General features: G+C 38.9%; 22 protein-coding genes. 1 reads left to right on the forward strand and 21 read right to left on the reverse strand.

The window, feature by feature from the left end; translation table 11 throughout:
- Window positions 1-61: 61 nt before the first annotated feature.
- The 15 genes from QM419_RS04365 to QM419_RS04435 all read right to left on the reverse strand — a co-directional run bounded on the left by QM419_RS04365 (window position 62) and on the right by QM419_RS04435 (window position 17,569).
- On the reverse strand, window positions 62-550 hold the full coding sequence (locus QM419_RS04365; RefSeq protein WP_414278001.1) for a DUF6773 family protein: 489 nt from the start codon (window positions 548-550) through the stop codon (window positions 62-64).
- The gene (locus QM419_RS04370) at window positions 540-749 is read right to left on the reverse strand and encodes a helix-turn-helix transcriptional regulator (protein ID WP_006150074.1); all 210 of its coding nucleotides are present in this window, start codon (window positions 747-749) and stop codon (window positions 540-542) included. The genes QM419_RS04365 and QM419_RS04370 overlap by 11 nt, the downstream gene beginning before the upstream one ends.
- Window positions 750-947: 198 nt before the next feature.
- Window positions 948-1,358, reverse strand: a complete 411-nt coding sequence (locus QM419_RS04375; protein ID WP_414278002.1) for a GNAT family N-acetyltransferase — start codon at window positions 1,356-1,358, stop codon at window positions 948-950.
- A 96-nt stretch (window positions 1,359-1,454) separates the two neighbouring features.
- Entirely contained in the window at window positions 1,455-2,828 is a 1,374-nt protein-coding gene (locus tag QM419_RS04380) for an amino acid permease (protein WP_414278003.1), read from the reverse strand.
- A gap of 79 nt (window positions 2,829-2,907) precedes the next feature.
- On the reverse strand, window positions 2,908-3,390 hold the full coding sequence (gene greA / locus QM419_RS04385; RefSeq protein WP_006154262.1) for a transcription elongation factor GreA: 483 nt from the start codon (window positions 3,388-3,390) through the stop codon (window positions 2,908-2,910).
- A gap of 74 nt (window positions 3,391-3,464) precedes the next feature.
- On the reverse strand, window positions 3,465-5,111 hold the full coding sequence (gene mltG / locus QM419_RS04390) for an endolytic transglycosylase MltG (RefSeq protein WP_414278004.1): 1,647 nt from the start codon (window positions 5,109-5,111) through the stop codon (window positions 3,465-3,467).
- Between the two features lie 82 nt (window positions 5,112-5,193).
- The gene (locus QM419_RS04395) at window positions 5,194-5,688 is read right to left on the reverse strand and encodes a GNAT family N-acetyltransferase (protein WP_414278005.1); all 495 of its coding nucleotides are present in this window, start codon (window positions 5,686-5,688) and stop codon (window positions 5,194-5,196) included.
- Entirely contained in the window at window positions 5,685-6,200 is a 516-nt protein-coding gene (locus QM419_RS04400) for a GNAT family N-acetyltransferase (protein ID WP_414278006.1), read from the reverse strand. Before QM419_RS04400 ends, QM419_RS04395 begins: the two co-directional genes overlap by 4 nt.
- 8 nt (window positions 6,201-6,208) lie before the next feature.
- Entirely contained in the window at window positions 6,209-7,543 is a 1,335-nt protein-coding gene (gene murC, locus QM419_RS04405) for a UDP-N-acetylmuramate--L-alanine ligase (protein ID WP_414278007.1), read from the reverse strand.
- An 11-nt stretch (window positions 7,544-7,554) separates the two neighbouring features.
- Window positions 7,555-8,148: a cystathionine gamma-synthase gene (locus QM419_RS04410; RefSeq protein WP_414278008.1), complete on the reverse strand. Its 594-nt coding sequence runs from the start codon at window positions 8,146-8,148 to the stop codon at window positions 7,555-7,557.
- A 46-nt stretch (window positions 8,149-8,194) separates the two neighbouring features.
- Window positions 8,195-11,293, reverse strand: coding sequence for a DEAD/DEAH box helicase (locus QM419_RS04415; RefSeq protein ID WP_414278009.1), 3,099 nt, complete (start codon window positions 11,291-11,293; stop codon window positions 8,195-8,197).
- 91 nt (window positions 11,294-11,384) lie between these two features.
- Complete coding sequence (locus QM419_RS04420) at window positions 11,385-12,551, reverse strand: MalY/PatB family protein (protein ID WP_235083964.1); 1,167 nt, start codon at window positions 12,549-12,551, stop codon at window positions 11,385-11,387.
- A 7-nt stretch (window positions 12,552-12,558) separates the two neighbouring features.
- Window positions 12,559-13,653: a cystathionine gamma-synthase gene (locus QM419_RS04425; protein ID WP_414278010.1), complete on the reverse strand. Its 1,095-nt coding sequence runs from the start codon at window positions 13,651-13,653 to the stop codon at window positions 12,559-12,561.
- A gap of 145 nt (window positions 13,654-13,798) precedes the next feature.
- Window positions 13,799-15,757 carry a peptide ABC transporter substrate-binding protein gene (locus QM419_RS04430; RefSeq protein ID WP_414278011.1) on the reverse strand — a complete coding sequence of 653 codons (1,959 nt, stop codon included), beginning with the start codon at window positions 15,755-15,757 and terminating at the stop codon, window positions 13,799-13,801.
- Window positions 15,758-15,946: 189 nt separating this feature from the next.
- Window positions 15,947-17,569, reverse strand: coding sequence for a putative polysaccharide biosynthesis protein (locus QM419_RS04435; protein WP_414278012.1), 1,623 nt, complete (start codon window positions 17,567-17,569; stop codon window positions 15,947-15,949).
- 105 nt (window positions 17,570-17,674) lie between these two features.
- Between QM419_RS04435 and QM419_RS04440 the strand changes: the two genes are divergently transcribed.
- A complete protein-coding gene (locus QM419_RS04440) occupies window positions 17,675-19,120 on the forward strand; it encodes a UDP-N-acetylmuramoyl-L-alanyl-D-glutamate--L-lysine ligase (protein WP_414278013.1) in 1,446 nt (481 codons plus the stop codon).
- 34 nt (window positions 19,121-19,154) lie between these two features.
- Here QM419_RS04440 and QM419_RS04445 read toward each other — a convergent pair whose 3' ends face one another.
- The 6 genes from QM419_RS04445 to QM419_RS04470 form a co-directional block, all read right to left on the reverse strand.
- Window positions 19,155-19,805, reverse strand: coding sequence for a DUF1803 domain-containing protein (locus QM419_RS04445; protein WP_414278014.1), 651 nt, complete (start codon window positions 19,803-19,805; stop codon window positions 19,155-19,157).
- Window positions 19,789-20,301, reverse strand: a complete 513-nt coding sequence (locus QM419_RS04450; protein ID WP_414253430.1) for a YiiX/YebB-like N1pC/P60 family cysteine hydrolase — start codon at window positions 20,299-20,301, stop codon at window positions 19,789-19,791. The genes QM419_RS04445 and QM419_RS04450 overlap by 17 nt, the downstream gene beginning before the upstream one ends.
- Window positions 20,302-20,364: 63 nt before the next feature.
- The gene (locus QM419_RS04455) at window positions 20,365-21,300 is read right to left on the reverse strand and encodes a manganese-dependent inorganic pyrophosphatase (RefSeq protein ID WP_414278015.1); all 936 of its coding nucleotides are present in this window, start codon (window positions 21,298-21,300) and stop codon (window positions 20,365-20,367) included.
- An 84-nt stretch (window positions 21,301-21,384) separates the two neighbouring features.
- On the reverse strand, window positions 21,385-21,669 hold the full coding sequence (locus QM419_RS04460; RefSeq protein ID WP_235083956.1) for a GIY-YIG nuclease family protein: 285 nt from the start codon (window positions 21,667-21,669) through the stop codon (window positions 21,385-21,387).
- Window positions 21,659-22,408: a tRNA1(Val) (adenine(37)-N6)-methyltransferase gene (locus QM419_RS04465; RefSeq protein WP_414278016.1), complete on the reverse strand. Its 750-nt coding sequence runs from the start codon at window positions 22,406-22,408 to the stop codon at window positions 21,659-21,661. Before QM419_RS04465 ends, QM419_RS04460 begins: the two co-directional genes overlap by 11 nt.
- A 48-nt stretch (window positions 22,409-22,456) precedes the next feature.
- Window positions 22,457-22,819 (reverse strand): S1 RNA-binding domain-containing protein, encoded by a 363-nt coding sequence (locus QM419_RS04470; protein ID WP_004252382.1) that lies wholly within the window; start codon window positions 22,817-22,819, stop codon window positions 22,457-22,459.

The following is a 22,819-nucleotide window of genomic DNA, read 5'->3' on the forward strand; positions in this document are numbered from 1 at the left end:
TTTTCTCATAAATTAGTACTATTATAACACATTTTATCGATATTGATAAAAAGTTAACAAGCTATTCTATGCTCTCGAGCTCATCCATATCTTTTTCATACTTCTTCTGAGCCCATTCACCATAACTTTTTAAGCCTAAGTTTCCAATAAAGACCCAAGGAAGATAAAGGAGATATGTAATGACCCAAGCATAAATATATTTAAGATGTAGAGGGTTGTGCTGATAAATTTCGATATTGAACTGGTAGTTTTGTAGCATCAAGGTAGCTGTAATCACTAGAGTTAATAACAGGCATCCTAAAATTGTAAAATGAAAACGACTATAGTAGGTCACACCTAGACTTCTAGCACGATTGAAAAAGTAAAAATTCCCTATGATGATAATTACGAGAAGCATGCTAGGATTAAAAAGGCTTGGTGCTAACACTGATATGAAATAAGCTAGAAACAATAATCCGGTAGAGATATGAAAACTCTCTGCACCAGCTTTATGAAGTTGTTGCTCTTCTCTTTCGTCTAATAATTGGTAATAATAAAATCTATTTTTCATCTTCTTCCTCCCAAAATAATTGATCTAACGTTTTGCCTAAGCATCTGCAAATAGACTGACAAAGCGAAAGCGAGGGATTGTACTTTCCAGCTTCTATCAAGCCGATAGTCTGGCGCGTAACCCCGACAGCTTCTGCCAAGTCACCTTGTGTCAGTTCAAGCTCTACTCGAGCTAGTTTTAATTTTAAATTCTTAGCCACTTCTTACCTCCTTTTAGCTTTTAAAAAGTTGCGCTTCTTTCCAAGTCCATTATATCATATAATTTACATTATGCAATATATATCTGTCATTTTGTGCGATTTTTTTAACAAAAAAACTCTACCACTTACATGATAGAGAGTTCTCTGCTTATTCAAATTTTTTCAAAATATCTACAAGGTCACTTCTCTGTTTTCCGTTTACAAATCTTTTTGATAATAGTGTCTTTGTCCAGTGTATGGATAATCCTTCAATGTAAAAACTTCCTTGTAGCCATGCCTTTGATAAAAGGCTGGTGCTTGAAATTGATAGGTATTGACAAAAGCAAAGCGACAATTTCTCTTCTTAGCTTCACTTTCTGCTTGCTGCAACAGTTGGGAGCCAATTCCTTGTGCTCTCAAGTCTTCTTTTACAAACAAATATTCGATTTCTAGCCAATTTCCAAAAGTCTCTGCTACTAAACCCGCCATGAGTTCACCGCTATCATCTTCGACATAAATATTAAGTGGCTCGCTTTCAGCAGCTTCTCTTTTGGAACGATTATAAGAGCGAATCAAGTCTCCTATTATTTGCGATTTCTGAGACTCTGTATTTTCCAATCTTACCTGCATAAAACCTCCTAAATACACTTATAGCATGATTATAACTATATTTAGATAGACTGTCAAACTAGAAAACTCACCAACCTGAGTTGATGAGCTTATGACTTATTTTCTAAATTTCCATTGGCTATAAATACCAAAAGCGATAATCCAGATAGCTGAACCTCTAGCTCCCATTACGGTTGATTCTTGTAAGAAGAGCGTTCCAAATACAAAGATAAAGAAGAGCATGGTCAGAGGATTTAGCAAGCGATATTGAGGCATGAGATAGCCATCTGCCATAAAGTCTTTAGACTTGCGATACTTGAGATGGGCTACCATGATCAAGATGTAGATGGCGATATACACACCTGATGAAGATGCTGTAATCAAAGCAAAGGCATCTGATACGCCAGGAAGTACATTGATGAAGGCAGCAAAACCAATCAATACCGCAGAAGTAATGATAGCATTCTGAGGAACGTTGTGGCGTGAGAGGGTGTCTGCCTTAATAGCTTTCAAGAAACGATTTGGTGAATCATGGGCAATTTGGTACAAGTGACGACCTGTTGAGTAAAGAGTTGAATTCAAGGCTGACGCAGCGGAAGTCAAGACAACAAAGTTAATCAAGGCCGCCGCCCACTTAAGACCAACAAGTTCAAATACCGTTACAAATGGTGAATCTGTCGCAGAAAGCTCACGCCAAGGAATAATAGACATGATAGCTAAGAGAGCCCCACCATAGAAAAAGATAATTCGCAAAGGAATTTCCTTAACCGCCTTAGGCAATACTTTCCGAGGATCCTTAGTTTCAGATGTTGTAACACCGATAAACTCAATCATCAAGTAAGCAAAGAAAACCATTTGAAAGGCCATGACAAAGTTCATCCCTCCATTTGGGAAAAGGGAGAACTGCTCACTAATATTGGCGAGACTCGCTGAACCATATGGAGTTTCAAAGCCAGTCAAGACTAGAAAAATACCCGTTGCAATCATGGCGAGAATGGCCACAATTTTAATCATGGCAAACCAAAATTCTACTTCACCAAAGATTTTAACAGCAATCAGATTGACCAAGCCCAAAATTGTTAGGAATACAACCTGAATTAACCAAGATGGCCAAGATGGAAACCAAAACTGAACATAGTGAGCAATAGCTGTAATTTCAGCCATACCAATAAAGACTACTGATAACCAATAAGACCAAACCGAGAAATAGCCCCAGCCCTTTCCAAGATAGCGAGTAATAAAATTGATAAAGGTGTGTTGCTCTGGGTCCTGGTACAACATTTCCCCGATAGCACGCATCATGAGATACATGAAGCCACCTGTAATCATATAGACCAAGACAATCGAAGGTCCAGTTAAACTGATAGACCGACCAGCTCCAAGAAATAATCCCGTACCAATCGTTCCGGCAATGGCCATAACCTGAACATGGCGATTGGTTAAGCCACGCTCCATTTTACTTTTCTTTTTGTGCTTTTTTTCTGAATTCATATAGTCTCCTTATTTTTTAGAATTAAGAAAAGGAGTAATAGGAAACGCTTTCCCTAAATCTACTCCTTCCTTTTTCCTATTAAACGGTTTTTTCAACTTTTAAGATTTTAACATCATAGCTTCCAGCAGGTGTTTCGATTGTAACAACATCACCTTTTTTCTTACCAATCAATGCTTGACCAATTGGGCTTTCATTTGAAACTTTTCCTGCAAAGGCATCTGCTCCAGCTGAACCAACGATAATGTATACTTCCTTTTCGTCTTCTCCAACTTCTTGGATTGTTACAGTTTTTCCGATAGCAACTTCATTTTTTGCAACAGCATCGCTATTAACGATTTCTGCGTAACGAATCTTAGTCTCTAGACTTGAGATTTGTCCCTCAACGAAGGCTTGCTCGTCCTTAGCTGCTTCATACTCACTGTTTTCTGACAAATCACCATATGAACGAGCAATCTTGATACGTTCTACAACTTCTGGACGACGTACTAGTTTCAATTCTTCTAATTCTTTTTCAAGTTTTTCCTTTTCTTCCAAGGTCATTGGATAAGTTTTTTCTACCATTTTTCTCAACTTTCTTTTAATTGAATTAATAAATATATGCTTTAAAGCAAAATTATGTGGAAAACCACATAATTTTAGTTTGTGCTATTTGATTGGTTTAGTTTACTATTGATATGTTCTTGAACATTACGATCATGTTCTTCCAACGTTGTTGCATAGTAAACTTTACCATCTTGAACATTGGCTACAAAGTAGAGATAGTCACTCTTTGTCTGATTGATACTTGATTCGATAGCATCCAAGCTAGGGCTATCAACTGGCCCAGGCATAAGACCTACTTTTGTATAATCATTGTACGGTGAATCGATAGAAGTATCAATAGCTGCATCATCAGCAAGACTGATATTTTGACCAAGTTTACCTTCTGCGTAAAGGATAGCGATATTACTTTGAAGTGGCATACCCAGGTTCAAACGATTATAGAATACACCAGCAATCAACTTACGATCCTCTGTTTTTGCTCCTTCTTTCTCAACAAGAGAGGCAATTGTTAGGAGCTCATTTACTGTTAAGTTCTTTTCTTTGATTATAGCATAGTGACTAGATAGATTTTTATCCATAGCAGCTAGCATTTCATCAATTAAACTTTCAACAGTTGTGTTTTCTTTAATCGTATAAGTTGCAGGGAAAAGATAACCTTCTAAACGGTAACGAACACCACTATCTTTTGTAGGTAAGCTTTCAAGAAGATTTGGATATTTGGTTACCTCTTGAGCAATAAAGTTCTCATCTTGAACTTTAGCCAAAAATGCTTCCGCTGTCAAAGGTTCCTTAAAGTTACCTTGAAGTTGGCCAACAGTTTGAGCAATTTGCTCTAAAGTATATCCCTCTGGAATAGTCAAGCTTGCAAGTGTAACCTCTTGAGGTTCAGGTGTACCACCTTTTTGCAACTCTTTAATGACATCTTCAACGCTCATACTCTTTTGAAGATTATAATAACCAGATTTTAATTCATTATAGTTTTTATACTTAACATAAAGTGTAAAGACCAAACCGTTTTTAATGACACCAGATTTTTCCAACGTTGAACCAATTTCTTGAGCATTAGATCCATCTGGAATCTGAACAGTCATATATTGTTTAGAACTTGGATCCACTGGTTGCAAGGCTGATTCAGCATAACGAAGTCCAAAGAAACCACCAGCACCAAGTAGAATCAGCAATACCAATACTGTGACTAAAAATCCTTTCAAGCGGGATTTTTTCTTTTTCTTGGCTGGTTTCGCAGACTCCCTACGACTTCTTTTAGGAAGTTCATCTACCTCAGTATTTTTCTGATTAGCATTTCCAGTTGTTAATTCTTCCTGATTAGTGGCAAAACCTACAGTTTCTTTATCTTCATGTGATTTTTCATGAGTACGGTAGGAAACTGAAACCTTAGTCGGTATTGAATTAATTTCATCTTTATCTGAGATTGATTGAGATAAGTCAACTGCTGCTTCTTCCACAGCTTCCTCTGCAACTTCCTCTTTAAGATCTGGCCGAGGAGGAACAGCAGGTGCATTCTCAATCAATTGTTCAACGGTTGAAACAGAATTAGCAATCAGCTCTTCTTCTGGAGTTATTACTCGTTCTTCTGTTTTTGTATCAGAAGAGTTCATCAAATTTGAAAAGAGGTCATCTGTTTGTTCTGTTAAACTTTCCTCTTTCTTTAATCGTTCTAAGTCTCGCAAGATCTGCTCTTTAAAGCTCAACTTTTCTTCATTTGAATTTTCGCTCAAAGGTATTTACCTCCTTGTTGATAATCCTTAATATTATATCTTAAAAACCAGAGAAAAGCAACCTTGGAAGCCTTTCTAGTCGCTAATTCCTATTTTCCCAGACCATATTATACCATTCTTCTCCCGCAAATTGGGATTTAGACTTGCCTTCATTGACAAAACCATGCTTCTCATAGTAATCAATCAGGTAGTCATGGCAGGTCAGATTTATTCCCTCACGTTCATGCTTGAGAGCTACTTCCTTTAAGGCAGTTAAGAGTTTTCTTCCCAGCCCCAAGGATTGAGCTTTCTTTGCAACAGACAGACATGTCACAGATATATACCCACCTTCTTGATGACTGTGATCTTCTATTTCTTCTGTAAAGGATTGGTCCTGCAAATAGCGATGAGGGACTACTGGTCCTTCAATATAACCGAGTATCTCTCCATCTTTTTCAGCCACTAGGAAACTAGTTTTAATCTCTCTTAAGTGAGCTTCAAAAACAGATCGAGGTATGGCTTCTTCAATTGAGAAATTCTCTAATTCAATCTCTAAAATTCGGTCTAAATCACTCAGTCTAGCTTGTCGAATAATCATAGTTCCTCCTGATAAAAAGGATTCTTCCAAGACATGAGAAAATTAACTTCATTGCCGACTCCCAGGTCTACTATCCCTTGCTCTATAAATTCGTTCATCTCAAAATAAGACAGTAATTCATCCTTACACAGAAGATAAATACCGGGATTATTTTGTTGAAGAACAACTTGTTTGAAGGCTGCTAGCAACAAGGTTCCAAATCCTTGCCTCTGATAATCCGGACGAACAGATAAACCAGCAATCACAAAATTTCTATCACTGATAAGTTCAACATTTGCCACCTCTTCTATCCATCTACTTAGTGAGGAATTAGCAAGATCTATTCCTAGGATATAAGCAATCACCATATCATCAAGACTAGCTAAGAGAAACGTATCCGCATGACTGCGGATACGTTCTTCCATCATTTTTCTATTTGTTATTTCTCGAGAACCTGCTGTGCAATCAGAAATCAAGCAAATTTGTTCCATATCTGATTGCGTGGCTTCTCGAATTTTAATTGGAAATTCCATTTTGTTCCTTACTGAACATTACTTGTCAAATTTGACAAGAGACGTTCGAATGAGTATTCATATGATTGAATGTCACCTGCTCCCATAAAGACGTATACAGCATTGTCATGGTCTAAGAGAGGAGACACATTTTCAACAGTGATAACTTGATGTTTTTTATCAATCTTGGCTGCTAAATCTTCAACCTTAACATCACCATGGTCAACTTCACGAGCAGAACCATAGATTTTTGCTAAGTAAACTGCATCAGCCTGGTTCAAGGCTTGCGCAAAATCATCCAACAAAGCAATTGTACGAGTAAAGGTATGCGGTTGGAAAATAGCAACGATTTCCTTGCTTGGGTATTTTTGACGTGCAGCATCTAGAGTTGCGATAATTTCAGTTGGGTGATGCGCAAAATCATCGATGATAACAGTATCATTGACAATCTTTTCTGTAAAGCGACGCTTAACGCCTCCAAAAGTATTCAAGTGTTCACGTACTAAATTCAAGTCAAAGCCAGCAGTATAAAGCAAACCAATCACTGCTGTTGCATTCATGATATTGTGGCGTCCGAAAGTTGGAATGTGGAATTGACCCAGTTCTTGACCACGGAAGTGAACTGTGAAAGTTGAACCTGTAGTAGAACGAAGCAAGTCACTAGCTACAAAATCATTGTTTTCTGCTTCAAAACCATAATAGTAGATTGGAGCATCAGATGTAATCTTACGCAACTCAGCATCTTCACCATAGACAAACAAACCTTTGGTGATTTGTTTTGCGTAATCATTGAAGGCGTTGAAAACATCTTCTAAGCTTGTGAAGTAGTCAGGGTGGTCAAAGTCGATATTCGTAATGATAGAGTACTCTGGGTGATATGGCATGAAATGGCGCTCGTACTCGTCTGATTCAAAGACAAAATACTTGGCATTTTCAGAGCCACGTCCTGTACCATCACCAATTAGATAGCTAGTATCAGTGATGTGTGACAAGACGTGAGAAAGCATTCCAGTTGTTGAGGTCTTACCGTGTGCACCAGCAACCCCCATGCTGATAAAGTCACGCATAAAGCTGCCAAGAAATTCATGATAACGTTTATAGCTTAGACCATTCTTGTCTGCATAGGCAATTTCAACGTTGTTATCTGGACGAAAGGCATTCCCAGCGATAATTTCTAAATCACCCTGAAGATTTTTCTCATCGAAAGGTAAAATTTTAATCCCTGCTTGCTCTAGTCCACGTTGTGTAAAGTAATATTTCTCAACGTCAGATCCTTGGACCTTATGTCCCATTTGGTGCAACATCAAAGCCAAGGCACTCATCCCTGATCCTTTAATTCCGATAAAATGATAGGTTTTTGCCATCTTTTTCCCCTTTACTCTGTCATATTTGTCAAGTTCAACTCTTGAGCAATTTTACGTTCTTTTTCTGATTGATTTTCTTTTTTGTTATAAATCTGGCTTTTCTTTAGAAAATCATAATTATTTTTCTTTGGTCCCAGATGCTCTTCTTTGCTTGTCTCTTGCATCTGAGGAGCCATTTCAGCCAAAATATAATGTTTCTGAGTTAGTTTGTCACTAAATTTTGCTAGCTCCCCAGGATTTTCCTTTTGGAAAGGAGCTGTTGGCTGATTTGTCTGTCTTACTACATTATTTGAAGGTTTATAACGTTTCGTAAAACTAACATCTTGAGTCAAATATTTTGCTGAACGTTTCCGTTTTAGATCAGCTCTTGCTTCTTCACGAGCAAGTTCAGCATAGGATTTTTCCTTCTTTTCAGGTAGCTTATCTGATGCTTGAACCGGTGACTTTTTTTCGGTAGTAATTGGTGACCATTCCAAGTAGTTTTTGTCCTGGTAGTCTCCCTTGATATTACTGATGAGATCCGACTCATCATATAAATCCATAAATGGCATCTCTGTCAGTATGATCTCATCATCTGACACTATTGGAAATCGTACTTGTTTCATTTTTATTCCCTTTCAATACTCCATTATAACGTAAAGTCTTGATTTTTCAAGTCTTGGCTTCAGAAATTCCTAATATTTCTTGAATTTCACTAAGTGTGAGACTTCCACGAGACTCTGTTCCGTCCAAGACTTCAGAGACCAGATTTCTTTTCTGTTCCTGCAACTCTTGAATTTTCTCCTCGATTGTACCTCTAGTTACCAGACGATAAACCTCAACAGCTTGTTCTTGTCCCATACGGTGGGCCCTGCCAATAGCCTGCGATTCAACTGCCGGATTCCACCATAAGTCTACCAGAATAACTGTGTCTGCACCAGTAAGATTGAGACCAACTCCACCAGCTTTTAGAGAAATCAAAAACACATCGCGCTCACCTTGGTTAAAAGCCTTGGTCATTTCTTGTCGTTCCTGTGATGGTGTAGAGCCAGTAATCTTAAAGGAAGTTAAGCCAAGCTGTGGCAACTCCTCTTCGATGCGGTCCAACATCCCCCTAAATTGTGAAAAGATGAGTACACGATGATTTCCTTCAGCAATTTGATTCAGCAAATCTCGTAAACTATCAAGTTTCCCACTATCTCCCTTATAATCCTCCATAAATAAGGCTGGAGTATCACAAATCTGGCGGAGACGCATGAGTCCTGTTAAAATTTCAACTCGATTTCGTTGAAATTCTGCATCAGTCACTTGTCCCAAGCGCTCTTGCATCTGCTGAAGTTGAGCTAGATAGATGGCCTTTTGCTGGTCTTCCAGTTCATTCTTATAAACGACTTCTATCAAATCAGGTAGCTCTGTAAGAACATCCTCTTTTTTTCGACGCATGACAAATGGTTTGATAAACTGTGCCACTCTCTCAGCAGGCAATTTCATAAAGTCTTTTTTTGCTGGCAAAAGTCCCGGCAATACAATCTGAAAGATAGACCATAATTCCCCTAGATTATTTTCAATTGGTGTTCCGGAAAGTGCAAAAACTGATGGAACCACAAACTTTCTCAAAATCTTAGCAATTTTGGTTTGGGCATTTTTCATCACTTGGGCTTCATCTAGAAATAGAAAATCAAAAGATAAGTTTTGATAGATTTCACTATCCTGACGGAAAGTAGCATAACTGGTCACATAGACCTGGTGTTTTTCTGCTAAAATAGTCTCGCGATAAGGTTTCAATCCATGCACGACAGCCACATCCAAATTCGGTGCAAATTTTTGAAACTCATCAGCCCAATTATAGATGAGACCAGATGGAGCAAGAATTAAAACTCGGCTTTTTTCGTGCATCTGGCTACTCAGAAAGGCAATAGCTTGCAAGGTCTTACCAAGTCCCATATCATCCGCTAAAATCCCACCAAATCCATAATGGTGAAGCATTTGAAGCCATTGAATCCCCTTTTTCTGATAATCTCTGAGATCAGCTTTGATATTCAGAGGTGTCATCGGAAAATCTTCTGGATGCGTCAAATCGTGCGCCAAATGCCTAAATTCTTCGGTAAATGTTACTTGGTCCTGGTCCTTAAACAGATGAGATAAGGTATAAGCCAAAGACTTGCGTGCATGGAAAGTATCACTCTCTATCTCCCCAATTCCCAAATCATCCAAATCCTGACGAATACGCTTGGTCTCTTCGTCGAAATAATAAACCTGGTTAGTGGAAGAAATATAATAATCTTGCTTTGCAACCAGAGCCTTCATCGCTCGATTAATTTCTTCTTGATCTATATCCTGAAAATCAAATTGAATTTCTAGAAGACTTCCCTTGGACGAGATGTGGACTTGAGGTTTCTGAACTCGATAAAGGTCCTGCAAACTCTCAGAAATCTTTAATTCTCCAAACACGGCAAAGGCTGGCAAAATTTCCTGAAAGAAAGTATGGATTGCATCAGCTTTCAAACTCTGACGCCATGAACGAAAATCTGCTTCAAATCCAGCTGATAGAGCTAGCTGAAAAATCTTTTTTTCTAGTTGAATATCACTCGCAAAAGGGAGATTCTCGAGTTCATTTCGAGTAGTTACTAAGCAAGTTTCATATTGGAACTGCATATCTAATCGAATGGAACCATCCTCTTCTCGATCCATGTAAAATGAAGGGCGGAAAGTCTGGATGTGAAGCGAGTCAGGTGCCTCTACTTTTCCGAGTTCTTTAAACTGGGATAAGGTCGAAGCCAAGAGATCTCGATCGCTAGTATCAAACTGTAAAATCTTCCTACCACTATGATCTAAAGGAACTTTTCTAAGCGCATCTAATAAACTAGCCTGTTTTTTCGACATCAGGAAAAAATTCCCCTTGGAGAATAGTACTTGTCCTCCATAAAAGACATTGACCCCTGTCCGTTCGAGGATTTCCATCTCATAATAGTTGGATTTTTCTTCAATCTCAAAAGAAAACAAACCTGCATGACCATCAAAATCATGGAAAAGAAGATGGTGATATGTCGAAAGCTGATGGTCAAATTGGAATACATCTAAGCCCATCAGAAGACTAACACCTTGTTCAAAAAAGGTCTTAGGGAAATAGAGATGTCGCCCTTGATTTTGGAAAAAAATAGAATTGTCTGTTTTCTCCTCAACCAAGCCTAGCAAGAAATTCAAAACATCTTGACTGGCTCTATCAAATTGCTCAAGTTTTAATGATGACTCGTAATGTTTTCCAATCATGTAGGGTTTGGTAGCTTCTATGACTTTTAAGAAAAGAGGGATATCCCTAATCACATAAAACTTGTCTTGCTGAGAAAGACCAATTCTTAAAGTCCAGATAATGCGATTGGTTCCCGCTTCCACCTGCCCTTGAGCAGAAAGCCGATAGATGTTGGTTTGCCGCGGAACTTGGATAGACTTCAAGAATTCTCCTCCGAAAGTCACCTGTGTCTCAACAGTCTCCTTCTCTTCCTGATTAGCCTCCAGATTGAGTAAGATTTCCTGTCCTAGTTGATCATTCTTTAAGTAATATTCTAGAGCTGCTAAATGAACACAGTAACCTCTTTTTTTGAAAAAATCACATGCACAAAAAATCAAGTCATCGTCTAAACTATAACGAATTTCTTCTTCCGCTACACGCGCATAGATACGATGGTCTTGTTCTTTAATGATTTCAATCTGACCAGTTTCATAGAGTTCCACTCCCTCCATTCGAAGCTTTCCTGGAATCAATTTAGCCATAGTGTCCCCTTTACTTTATCTCTTAATTATACCATATTTCTGCCTATGAAAATAGCCTTCTAGGAAGACTTTTCTCCTAAAAGGCTAGTTTTTAATGATTTGAAAAAGTGGCAATGATTCGTTGGCAAACTTCTTCCAACACAGATGTCGGCATGGCTACATTCAAGCGAGCGTGAAGGGCTCCTTCCTCACCAAAGTCCAAGCCCCTATTCAGGATAACCTTGGCTTCGTCTCTCAAGAGTTTTCTTAGTTCTTCATCGCTAATATCATAGGCTGAAAAATCAAGCCAAATAAGATAGGTCCCTTGAGGTTTCATGACCTTGATTTTAGTTTCTTTACCAAACAAATCGACTACATAATTAATGTGCTTCTCGATTAGTTCTTTGAGTTCTGTCAACCAATCTTCACCATAGCGATAGGCAGCTTCTGTTGCTAAGTATCCTAATCCTGAAATTTCATGTTGATTATTCGCAAGCTGGCGTTTTTGGAAAGCAAGTCTCAACTTAGGATTTTCGATAATAGCGTAGGAATTCTTGGTTCCTGCAATATTGAAAGTTTTGGTAGCACTACTTAAAATCAGTGAAAATTCTTTGAAGTCTTTATTTACCGTGTTGAATGACTGGTGTTTATGTCCAAACAAGGCCAAGTCTTGGTGAATCTCATCTGAAACTAGCAAGACTCCATGTTTTTGACACAGTTGTCCAATCTTCTCTAAGACTTCCTTCTCCCAAACACGTCCACCAGGATTATGAGGATTGCAGAGAACATAGAGTTTCACTTCCTCTTCGACAAAATCTTTCTCCAATTGATCAAAGTCAATTTCAAAAAGTCCGTCTTTTTCTACTAGAGAGTTGGTGATTAGTCTACGATTATTGAGCTTAATACTGCGAGCAAAAGGAGGATAAACCGGTGTGTTAATGAGGACTGCTTCACCTTCCTTGGTGAAAGCTTGAATGGCTGTTGAAATGGCAGGTACTACTCCTTCGATAAAGACTAGAGCATCCTTATCAAAGCGATATCCATGATGTTTTTCCTCCCAGTTTTGAACAGCTTCAATCAACCCATCACTAGCATAGGTATAGCCATAGACTAATTGCTCAGCGTAGTCATGAACAGTCTGACGAATCTCAGGTAACACTTCAAAGTCCATATCAGCAATCCAGGCTGGCAATACTTCTCGGTCATTCTCTGCTTCTTTCCATTTGTAGGTATGATGTCCAAAACGATTGGGCAAGGTCGTAAAATCATATTTTCCCATAGTTTTATCATCCTTCCAAGGCTTGACGCAAGTCTTCAATCAAATCTCTAACATCCTCAATACCAATAGACAAGCGCAAGAGATCGTCTGTTAGACCATAAGAATGACGAACCTTTGCAGGAATGTCAGCATGGGTTTGAGTAGTTGGGTATGTAATCAGACTTTCAACCCCACCTAAACTTTCAGCAAAAGAGAATACTTTCAAGGTATTTAAGATATGAGGAATACGCTTCTCATCTGCTACTTTAAATGAAATCATCCCCCCACGTCCTGTATACAAGACTTCTTTGACAGCAGGCGATTGTTCTAGAAAGGCTACGATTTCTTGAGCATTAGCTGTTGAGCGCTCCATACGAAGTGACAAGGTTTTAAGACCACGAATCAATTGATAACTATCAAATGGTGATAAAACAGCCCCTGTCGTGTTGAGATTGTAAAAGAGTTTTTCGTATAAATCCGCACTATCTGTCACAACCACACCAGCTAGAACATCATTATGTCCTGCAAGGTATTTTGTCGCTGAATGAAGGACGATATCTGCACCGTCTTCAATCGGACGTTGGTAAATCGGGCTATAGAAGGTATTATCAACGACAACTTTAGCACCTTTTGCATGAGCTAGTTTTGACAATTTTTCAATATCAAATTCCAACATCAAAGGGTTAGTTGGTGTTTCAATATAGAGTACATCCACATCCTTTTCTAGCTCAGCAACTAGCTCTTCTTCTGTGTTGGCATAGGTAAAGTGGAAACGTCCTTCCTGTTCCACTTGATTGAACCAGCGGAAAGAACCACCGTAAAGGTCACGGACAGCCAAAACCTTGCTTCCTACTGGAAAAACGCTAAAGGCTAACACAATCGCAGACATACCTGAACTAGTCGCTAAAGCATACTTGGCTGATTCAATAGCTGCCAAAACTTCCTCTGCCTTACTACGAGTTGGGTTTTTAGTGCGAGTATAGTCAAATCCAGTGGATTGACCAAATTCTGGATGCTGATAAGTCGTTGAAAAGTGGATTGGTGTAACCAAAGCACCTGTTGCCTTATCAGACTTAATACCTGCTTGGGCTAAAATTGTGTTGATGTGAAATGATTTGCTCATACTTTACCTCCAAATCTATAGTAACTATTGTACCACTTATTTTGGATCCTTCGTTTTCTTGTTTTCAAGAGCTAGTTATAGTTTCAAACTATACAAAAACGATAGCTTCCTGAGAAACTATCGTTTTTCCTGTTGAATAGACTGATTATTTAATGTGTTTAGCTAATTCTTCTTGGGCTTTTTTATTAGATTCTTCTTTTTCTTTCAGCCATTTTTGTCTAGCTTCTTCATACTCAGCCGTTGTCACAATCTTATCTTGTAACTTAACGTATTTGTAAGATTCAACACCCTTATTACCCGCTTGAGAGAAGGCAGCAGAGAATGGAACTGTTTTTCTGATTCCTGGTGTTCCACCAAGAGATACGCTTGGAAGCGTGAGAGAGCTATCCACTAACCAAGCTTGTGCTTCAGCGTATTTGTCATAACGTTTTGTCAAATCTTGTTCAGCATTGGCTTCTTCTAGCATCTTAGTGTAGGTATCCAATCCAACCGCAGTTGCTTTAGCATTACTTTCACCAGGTTCTAAGCCAAGGTTTTGCAATGAACCACCATTTGTAAGGTTAAGTGTATCAAGATAGGTTGATGGATCCTGATAGTCAGGACTCCAACCACCATTGTAGAGGTCATAGTCTTTTTGAGCCGCTGTATTGGCAAGGTAACCGATGCTATCCATTTCTTCAGTGCTCAACATTTGAATATCGATGATGACATTATCTGCACCCAAGACAGACTCGATAGATTGTTTGAAGGAACTTGCCTCTTGGACACCCTTCTTATATGATTGGTCTACTGGCAAGTCTAGGTGAATAGGGAATTGTACGCCTTTAGCTTCCAATTCTTTTTTGGCTTGTGCAAAAGCTTCTTTAGCCTTATCAGCATTATAGTAGGCATCTTGTGCATCCGCAAAGTTCACATTTTGCCATACTTGGCCGTAGTTAACCATCTTAGAAGCTACGACATCACCAAAATCTTTACCATCAAGTGTTACAAATGAAGGTGGAACAAGTAAGTTTCTGATAATCTTAGTTGCTCCCTCTTCACCTTGTGACTGAGCCCCATAAGCTTTACGGTCATAGGCAAAGTTAATGGCTTGACGGAATGATTTGTTTAAGACTGCTTCTTGTTGGGCTGTCTTTTCAGCGTCTGTCGTTTTTGATGTGTGGTTATAAGATTTTCTATCTAGGTTAAAGTTAAAGTAGAAAGAAGTCGCAGTTTGCATACTGTAGATAATATTATCCTTGTATTTCTCTTGCACACCTGCAAAACTTGAACTATTTGGATAGAGACGGGCAAAACTATAGACACCTTCACTAAAGTTACGAACAAGCGCATCTTGGTCGCTTCCATCATAGTAAGTCAACTTGACATCATCTACAAATACATTTTTTGCATCCCAATAGTTTGGATTTTTCTTGTATTCAAGAACAGATTTCGAAGTGAATGATTTGAGAATAAATGGACCATTATACAAGATGTTTGCTGGATCCACCTTACCAAAATCATCCCCTTTTGAGTTCAAGAAATCAGCATTTACTGGGAACAGAATAGTTGCAGTTGTTTTTGAATTCCAATAAGGTTCTGGTTGAGTCAAAGTGTATTGAACAGTCTGGTCGTCAATAGCTTTTACTCCAACTGTTGAAAAGTCTGTAGTTTTTCCGCTAACATAGTCTGCCAAACCAGCAACAGAATCTTGCACTAGATACAAGGCTTCTGAATTTTTATCCGCAGCATACTTCAATCCTGTCACAAAATCTTGTGCTGTCACTGGTGCATACTCTTCACCATCTGCTGTATACCATTTGGCGTCCTTACGAAGTTTGTAAGTATAAGTCAAACCATCTTTGGAAACAGTCCAATCTTCTGCCAATGAAGGAATGTAGTTCCCGTATTGGTCATTTTCCATCAAACCATCAACCAAGTTTGTCACAACATCACCTGTTGTTGCACGGTTTTCTAGGAGATAGTTAAGACTTGAGGGGTCATTACCATATACATAATTATATGTCTTTGTAGAACTAGCTGAGTTGCTACAAGCCGCCAATAGCAGACCGGCACTTAGGGCAACGCCTGCTAGCGTCAGATATTTTGCCTTAGACTTTTTCATAAACAGAACCTCCAAATTTAAATATTTGTATCATTATACAGCTATTGTTTTTTTTAGTCAAGCAATTATGCTCCAAAAATTTATTTTTTTCTACATTTTTTATATTTTTTTGTATTTTTTCAAGAAAAAAAGAACAATTTAGACCTTTTTACGTAAAAAGTTCAAATTGTTCGTTTTATTTATAAACTATTATGATATTTTCAATCGTGTTCGTAACTGGTCAGCTTTTGCCTTTCCAATAACCTTATCCAAGAGTCGAGTATAGAGACTCATGATTCCGTAGAGCCCACCACCGATTGTACCAATTAAGGCGACATAGATGAAGCTCCAGAAACGTCCAGTTGGATGGAAGACAAGTCCAAAAATCCATTGCAAGAATCCAACCAGAATAAACATGACTAAAGTCAAAATAGTAACTAAGATTGTTCTCTTCAAGATAATATTTCGGCGAGCACCTGTAATCTGACAGATTTCACGGTACATTAAAACAATTGGGATGATAAGACCGATAGTCGTTGAAATTAATGGTCCATAACTGTGGAAAATCGCTATTGATGGTAGTTGTAAAACGATCTTAGCAAGCGAACCATAGACAAAATATAGAACTGCCTTACGGTTACGGAACATAGCCTGAAGCATTGGAGACAAGACCATATACAAACCTAGGATTGTTGACTGCAAGACTGCAAAGACAAACAAGCCCAAAGCCAAACTATCAGGTTTACCGTAAAAGACTGTATAGAGGGGTTCCCCTACCATGACTACTCCAACCGTTGCAGGTAGTAGGAATAAGAAGAGCATGGTAATACTATCTTGCACCAACCGAGAAGCTGCTGGTAAATCACCCTTGACATAGTTCTCAGTCAAGAGAGGCAAACCAACGCTACCGATTGATACTCCTACGGAAATCAAAATCATGGTGATTTTATTAGGATTAGCAGAGAAATAAGAAAACATGACAACCAAATCTTCATTACTATAGTTTGTAAACCACTTCATGCTATTAATAAAGGTCATTTGGTCCAAGATTTGGAAAAGTTGAATAGCTGAACCTGTTATGATAAAAGGAATAGCTTCCTTAATCGTATCAACCAGTAGACTCTTACTATCAATCTTATCTCGCGTTTCAAAAACTTTTTGAAGCAAACCTTCCTTGTAAAGGAAATAAAGTAAGACAGCGAAGCTAGCTACCATTCCCACAAAAGCCGCAAAGGTAGATTGGGTAACTGCTGATAGATAATCTTTTGAACCAAGCTTCATGATGATAAAGGTTGCTAAGAGCATCCAAATAACACGGATAACCTGCTCAGCGATTTGGCTCATAGCATAAGGCTTGAGATTATTCATCCCTTGGAAAAATCCACGGATAACACTCATAGATGGGAAAATCAAGACCGCCCACGCTAAACTTTGCATAATTGGAATTAAGTCCTTACCGACTCCGGAAAGGTCCGCCAACCAAGGTGCAAAGAGGTATAAGATCAAGGCAAAGGCAAGTCCCAATACAGTCATAAAGCCTAAGAAGCTTCGAATCAGGGCAAAACTATGCTCTTCTTCTTGCATGGTATTGTATTTAGCAACCTGCTTAGCTACAGCCACCGGGATACCTGCTGTCGAAATCAACAAGAACCAGGCGTAAATATTATAACCCATGGTAAAGAGGCCGTTAGCCGTTGCAGCATAAGTACCCATCCAGATATACCAGGGAATAATGTAAATAGCTCCGAGCAGGCGACTGATAAAGTTACTTGCTGTTAGCCAGGCAGTCCCTCGTAACATCTGGGCCTGCTGATGATTATTTTCGTTTGACATAACTTCCTCATTCATTTTTAATAACTAGGAAATGTTCCTTATCTTCCATTATAAACTTTTCCTTGTTACTTGTAAAATTCAGACTTTCAGTTTACAATAGAAAGTATGATAAAGATTGAAACCGTATTAGATATTTTAAAGAAAGACGATCTCTTCCGTGAGATTATCGACCAAGGACATTACCACTATTATTTTAGTGATGTCGTTTTTGATAGCATCTGCTACGATAGCCGAAAAGCTCGAGAAAAGAGCCTCTTTTTTGTCAAAGGAGCAGCCTTCAAAAAAGAATTTCTCCTTTCGGCAATTGAACAAGGACTTGGATGGTATGTAGCAGAACAGGACTATGAAGTCGGTATTCCCGTTATTGTCGTTAGCGATATTAAGAAAGCCATGAGTTTGATTGCCATGGAATTTTATGGTAACCCGCAGGAAAAACTAAAACTTCTTGCTTTCACTGGAACTAAAGGAAAAACTACAGCAGCTTACTTTGCTTATAACATCTTAAACCAAGAATATCGTCCAGCTATGTTGTCAACCATGAACACTACTTTGGACGGTAAGACTTTCTTTAAATCTGCTCTAACAACTCCTGAAAGCATTGATCTCTTTGAGATGATGGCCCAGGCAGTTGATAATGGAAGAACTCATCTTATTATGGAAGTATCCAGCCAAGCCTATTTGGTGAAACGGGTCTACGGCCTGACCTTTGATGTCGGTGTCTTCCTCAACATTAGTCCTGACCATATTGGTCCTATTGAGCATCCGACCTTTGAAGATTATTTCTATCACAAGCGTCTCTTGATGAAAAATAGTCGAGCAGTTGTCATTAATAGCGATATGGATCACTTCTCTATTCTGAAAGAACAAGTTGAGAACCAAGACCATGACTTCTACGGTAGCCAATCAAGTAATCAAATTGAAAACTCCAAAGCCTTTAGCTTCTCAGCTACTGGTAAATTAGCTGGAGACTATGACATCCAGTTGATTGGGCACTTCAACCAAGAAAATGCTGTCGCTGCAGGACTTGCCTGTCTTCGTCTAGGTGCTAGTCTGGATGACATCAAAAAAGGGATTGCGACTACTCGCGTACCTGGTCGTATGGAAGTTCTCACACAGAAAAATGGTGCAAAAGTTTTCATCGACTACGCCCACAATGGTGACAGTCTAAAAAAACTAATCTCTGTCGTTGAAACTCATCAAACTGGAAAGATTGCTTTAGTACTTGGTTCAACTGGAAACAAGGGAGAAAGCCGTCGTAAGGACTTTGGACTTCTCCTCGATCAACATCCTGAAATTCAAGTCTTTCTAACAGCTGATGATCCAAACTACGAAGATCCAATGGCCATTGCAGATGAAATTAGTAGCTACATCCATCGTCCTGTTGAAAAAATTGCTGACCGTGAGCAAGCTATCAAAACTGCGATGTCAGTTACAAGTCAAGAACTGGATGCGGTCATTATCGCTGGTAAAGGAGCTGACTGCTACCAAATCATCAACGGGATAAAGGAGGACTATCCTGGAGATGCTGCTGTTGCAGAACGTTATCTATAGTATATTTAAAGAAGGCTAGGAAAATTCCTAGCCTTTATTTTTTTATAAAGATGAGTCTTTCTTTATCAAATTCTACAGCTAACTCATATTTCCCATCTTCATTTTGAACGATGTAGCCTAACAAAACTAAACTATCGACAAAGATATCACGACGTTTCTGTATAAGCTGGTCTTTTTTGAGAAATTTAAGCAAAAAGGTTGTCATATACTTAAGGGCATACTCAGGATTGACATCCCCCAAAACAGTATAGAGTTTCTGCTGATCTTCTGTCAGCGGATAATGGTGCTTAACCTTATAAAAGTAATTAGACAAGGTCATCTGCTCCCTAGCAAAATCTGTATACTCTTCTAGGATAGCTGCATTGGTTTGATTGTGCAATTCAGTCTGAAAATCTTTCTCCAGGATTTCTTGATAAACAGGACTATCATCCCTCACAAAGACTTCTTGGTCTAGTTCAAGAGAATCTGTAGATTCTAGAAATGGGAGATTGAGAGAATAGCGTTTGTTTTCTCGAAGGATGAAACCAGCTTTAATGTATTCCTCCAAGTACTTGTCAACTGCAACCCCTGGAAACTGAGCCTTGATTTCACGTAGAATAACATCATCATGCTGATCAAGATAGTCAACCAAATCTCTAAAGAATGGTTGTCGTGTCAAACGAGATGGATTAAAAATCTGAATCATGAAGATTCCTTTCTTTAAAAACTAAAAGTGGAGATGCCGCTAATTGACTAGGGTTAGTACCAGGCTGATTCAAAGGTACAGCTAGCCCTAGTTCTCTATAATATTCACTCCAGAAATCACTGATTTCCTGTGTATCATCTCCAAACTTCATCGGAATGGTCTCAAAAATAGGAAGTAGTTTAGCAATGAACTGGGAACAATAGAAACCATCTCCATCTGGGTAAAAGGAAGCATTGTAAGGCGAACCCAAAAGGCTCTCTGCCTGCTTTTTAACCTCTGGGCAATCAATCTTCGCATAGCGATAAAGGTCATAGACTTTCTCAGCTTCAAAGAAATCTTCAGGGAATTGGGCAATGACGCCACCTTCCACCGTAGCATGATAGACCTGTCCGTCCAAAAAGATAGCCACGTGACTGTAGTTACCAGTAGATTCCTGGATGGCCTGCCCCATATCTGACAGGTCCTTTACAAAAATCAAATCGCCATTTTCCAACATACTTCTCTCCTAGCAAAAAAGGAGCCGAAACTCCTTTTTAACAATGGGCTTTCCCATCTATGATTATGCATTAAAGCTTTCAGTCAATTGTGGTACCACTTGTTTCTTACGTGAAACAGCACCTGGAAGGAAAGCGTGGTTGTTTTCAAGTTTGAAGTTGAAGGCTGCTTCAACTTTGTCCATGTTAGCACCAAGAGCCAAAATCTCTGAGTTTGAGTTGACGATGTCTGTAATCATCAAAACAAAGTCAGAGTAGCCGTTAGCTGCATTTGCTGCTTGAATGGCTGCTTCGATTTCAGCTTGGCGTTCCAAAACTTCCTCAATATCAACTGTGTTGACTTGAGCCACACGAACGTTGTTTCCGTTCAATTCAAAAGTCTTGGCATCGATGTCAATTAATTCTTCTGCTGATTTGCTTGCTAAGTTTGTACCAGCCTTGAGCATTGCAAGACCGTATTCTTCCAAATTAACACCAGCCAATTCAGCCAATTCAGGTGCAATCACTTTATCAGATGGGTGGGTAGTTGGAGATTTCAAAAGAAGGGTATCTGAAATCAAACCTGAAAGCATCAAACCTGCGATTTCTTTTGGCACTGCTACACCATGTTCTTTGAACATGCGGTATACGATAGAAGATGCTGATCCAACTGGCTCCAAGCGCATATAAAGTGGGCTCGCCGTTTCAAAGTTAGCCACACGGTGGTGGTCCACAACACCATAAACTTCTACTTCAGCGATATCTGATACTGATTGTTGGAATTCATTGTGGTCCGTTAAGATGACTTGCTCTGCACCTTCTGCTTTAACTGATGTAATCACGCGTGGTGCTTCCACACCAAAATAGTCCAATACGAAAGCTGTTTCTTCATTTGGAGTACCTAGAGCCACTGCTTCAGTATCCAAACCATAAGCTTCTTTTGCAAGATAAGCAAAGGCTACAGATGAACCGATAGCATCTGAATCTGGATTTTGGTGACCAAATACTAGAATCTTAGACATGATAATACCTCGTTTCTTTATTCTCTTTATTGTAGCATTTTTTTCAATTTTTGACAAAAATAAGAGGAGTCAAATGACTCCTCGCTACATGTCAAAAGTATCGACTAAATTTCTATTTTGATACTCTTTGAGATAATGTTCTTTTTGCATACGTGTCTTGCGCTTGAAAAGAGCTTCAGCAGACATGGCCTCTTCCTTACTATCAAAACCTTCTACATAGATAAGTGTTACCGGCAAACGAGCTCGTGTATACTTGGCACCTTTACCACTATTGTGGACAGCAACTCGTTTCTTCACATCTGTTGTATAGCCTGTATAGTAGGAACCATCACGGCACTCAACCACATACATATAAGCCTTATGATCCATAATAAATCTCTTGAATTTCTGGTGTGTAGGAACCATCACTATTATGAACAATGAGCGGTGGTAAAACCTTAAAACCACTAGTGGAACCATCTTTGATAGCCTCAATCAAAAGCATATTAGCTTCCTTCTCCCGTTTAGGGTAGACAAATTGCAGACGCTTTGGAGCCAAATTGTGTTGTTGAAGCGTGTCTAAAATATCTAACAATCGATCAGGACGATGAACCATAGCCAAACGCCCATTTGATTTGAGAATACTCTGAGCACTACGACAGATTTCCTTAAGATTGGTCGTAATTTCATGCCGAGCTAAAAGGTAATGCTCGCTTTCATTTAGATTAGAATTTGGATCTACCTTAAAATAAGGCGGATTACATAAAATCAAATCAACCTTGCTCCCCTGAATGTAGCTAGGCATGTTCTTCAAATCATCACAAATAACCTGCATCTGCTCTTCCAAGCCGTTTAAACGCACTGACCGTTCAGCCATATCAGCGAGACGTTCCTGAATTTCTACAGATAGAATTTTAGCTTTGGTACGACTACTGGCAAAAAGTCCAACAGCTCCATTGCCCGCACAAAAATCCACAATTAACCCATTTTTAGGAAAACGAGGAAAGCGTGACAAAAGTACACTATCCACCGAATAGCTGAAAACCTCTCTATTTTGAATAATCTTGATATCTGTAGAGAAGAGTTGATTAATGCGCTCTCCTGATTTTAATAATTGTTCTTCGTCCATACTTCTATTATAGCAAAATATAATAACATCACAATGTTTTGAGGGATATCAATTACTGTTTTTCTTTAAATGCTCCAAGGCTTCTCGAGTCCAAACAGGCATCATGCGGCCAAGTGGCGCGAATCCATGTTTGATGCGATCATTCGAAAACCGTCTCCGTCTAGGAAGTTGATGTTTTTCTTCTTCCAAGGTACGAATGGAAAGGCTAGCCTTCCCTGTATATTCATCAAAATCTACCACTTGTACCTGGACTTCATCACCGATTTTTAAAACTTCGTAAATATTTTCGATAAATCCTGTCCGAATCTCCGAGATATGAATCAGGCCTGTCACTCCTGTTTCTAACTCAACAAAAGCTCCATAGGGCTGAATCCCAGTAATACGGCCATTTAGCTTATCACCGATTTTCAT

This window comes from Streptococcus infantis, from assembly GCF_047464715.1.
Lineage (GTDB): Bacteria > Bacillota > Bacilli > Lactobacillales > Streptococcaceae > Streptococcus > Streptococcus infantis_S.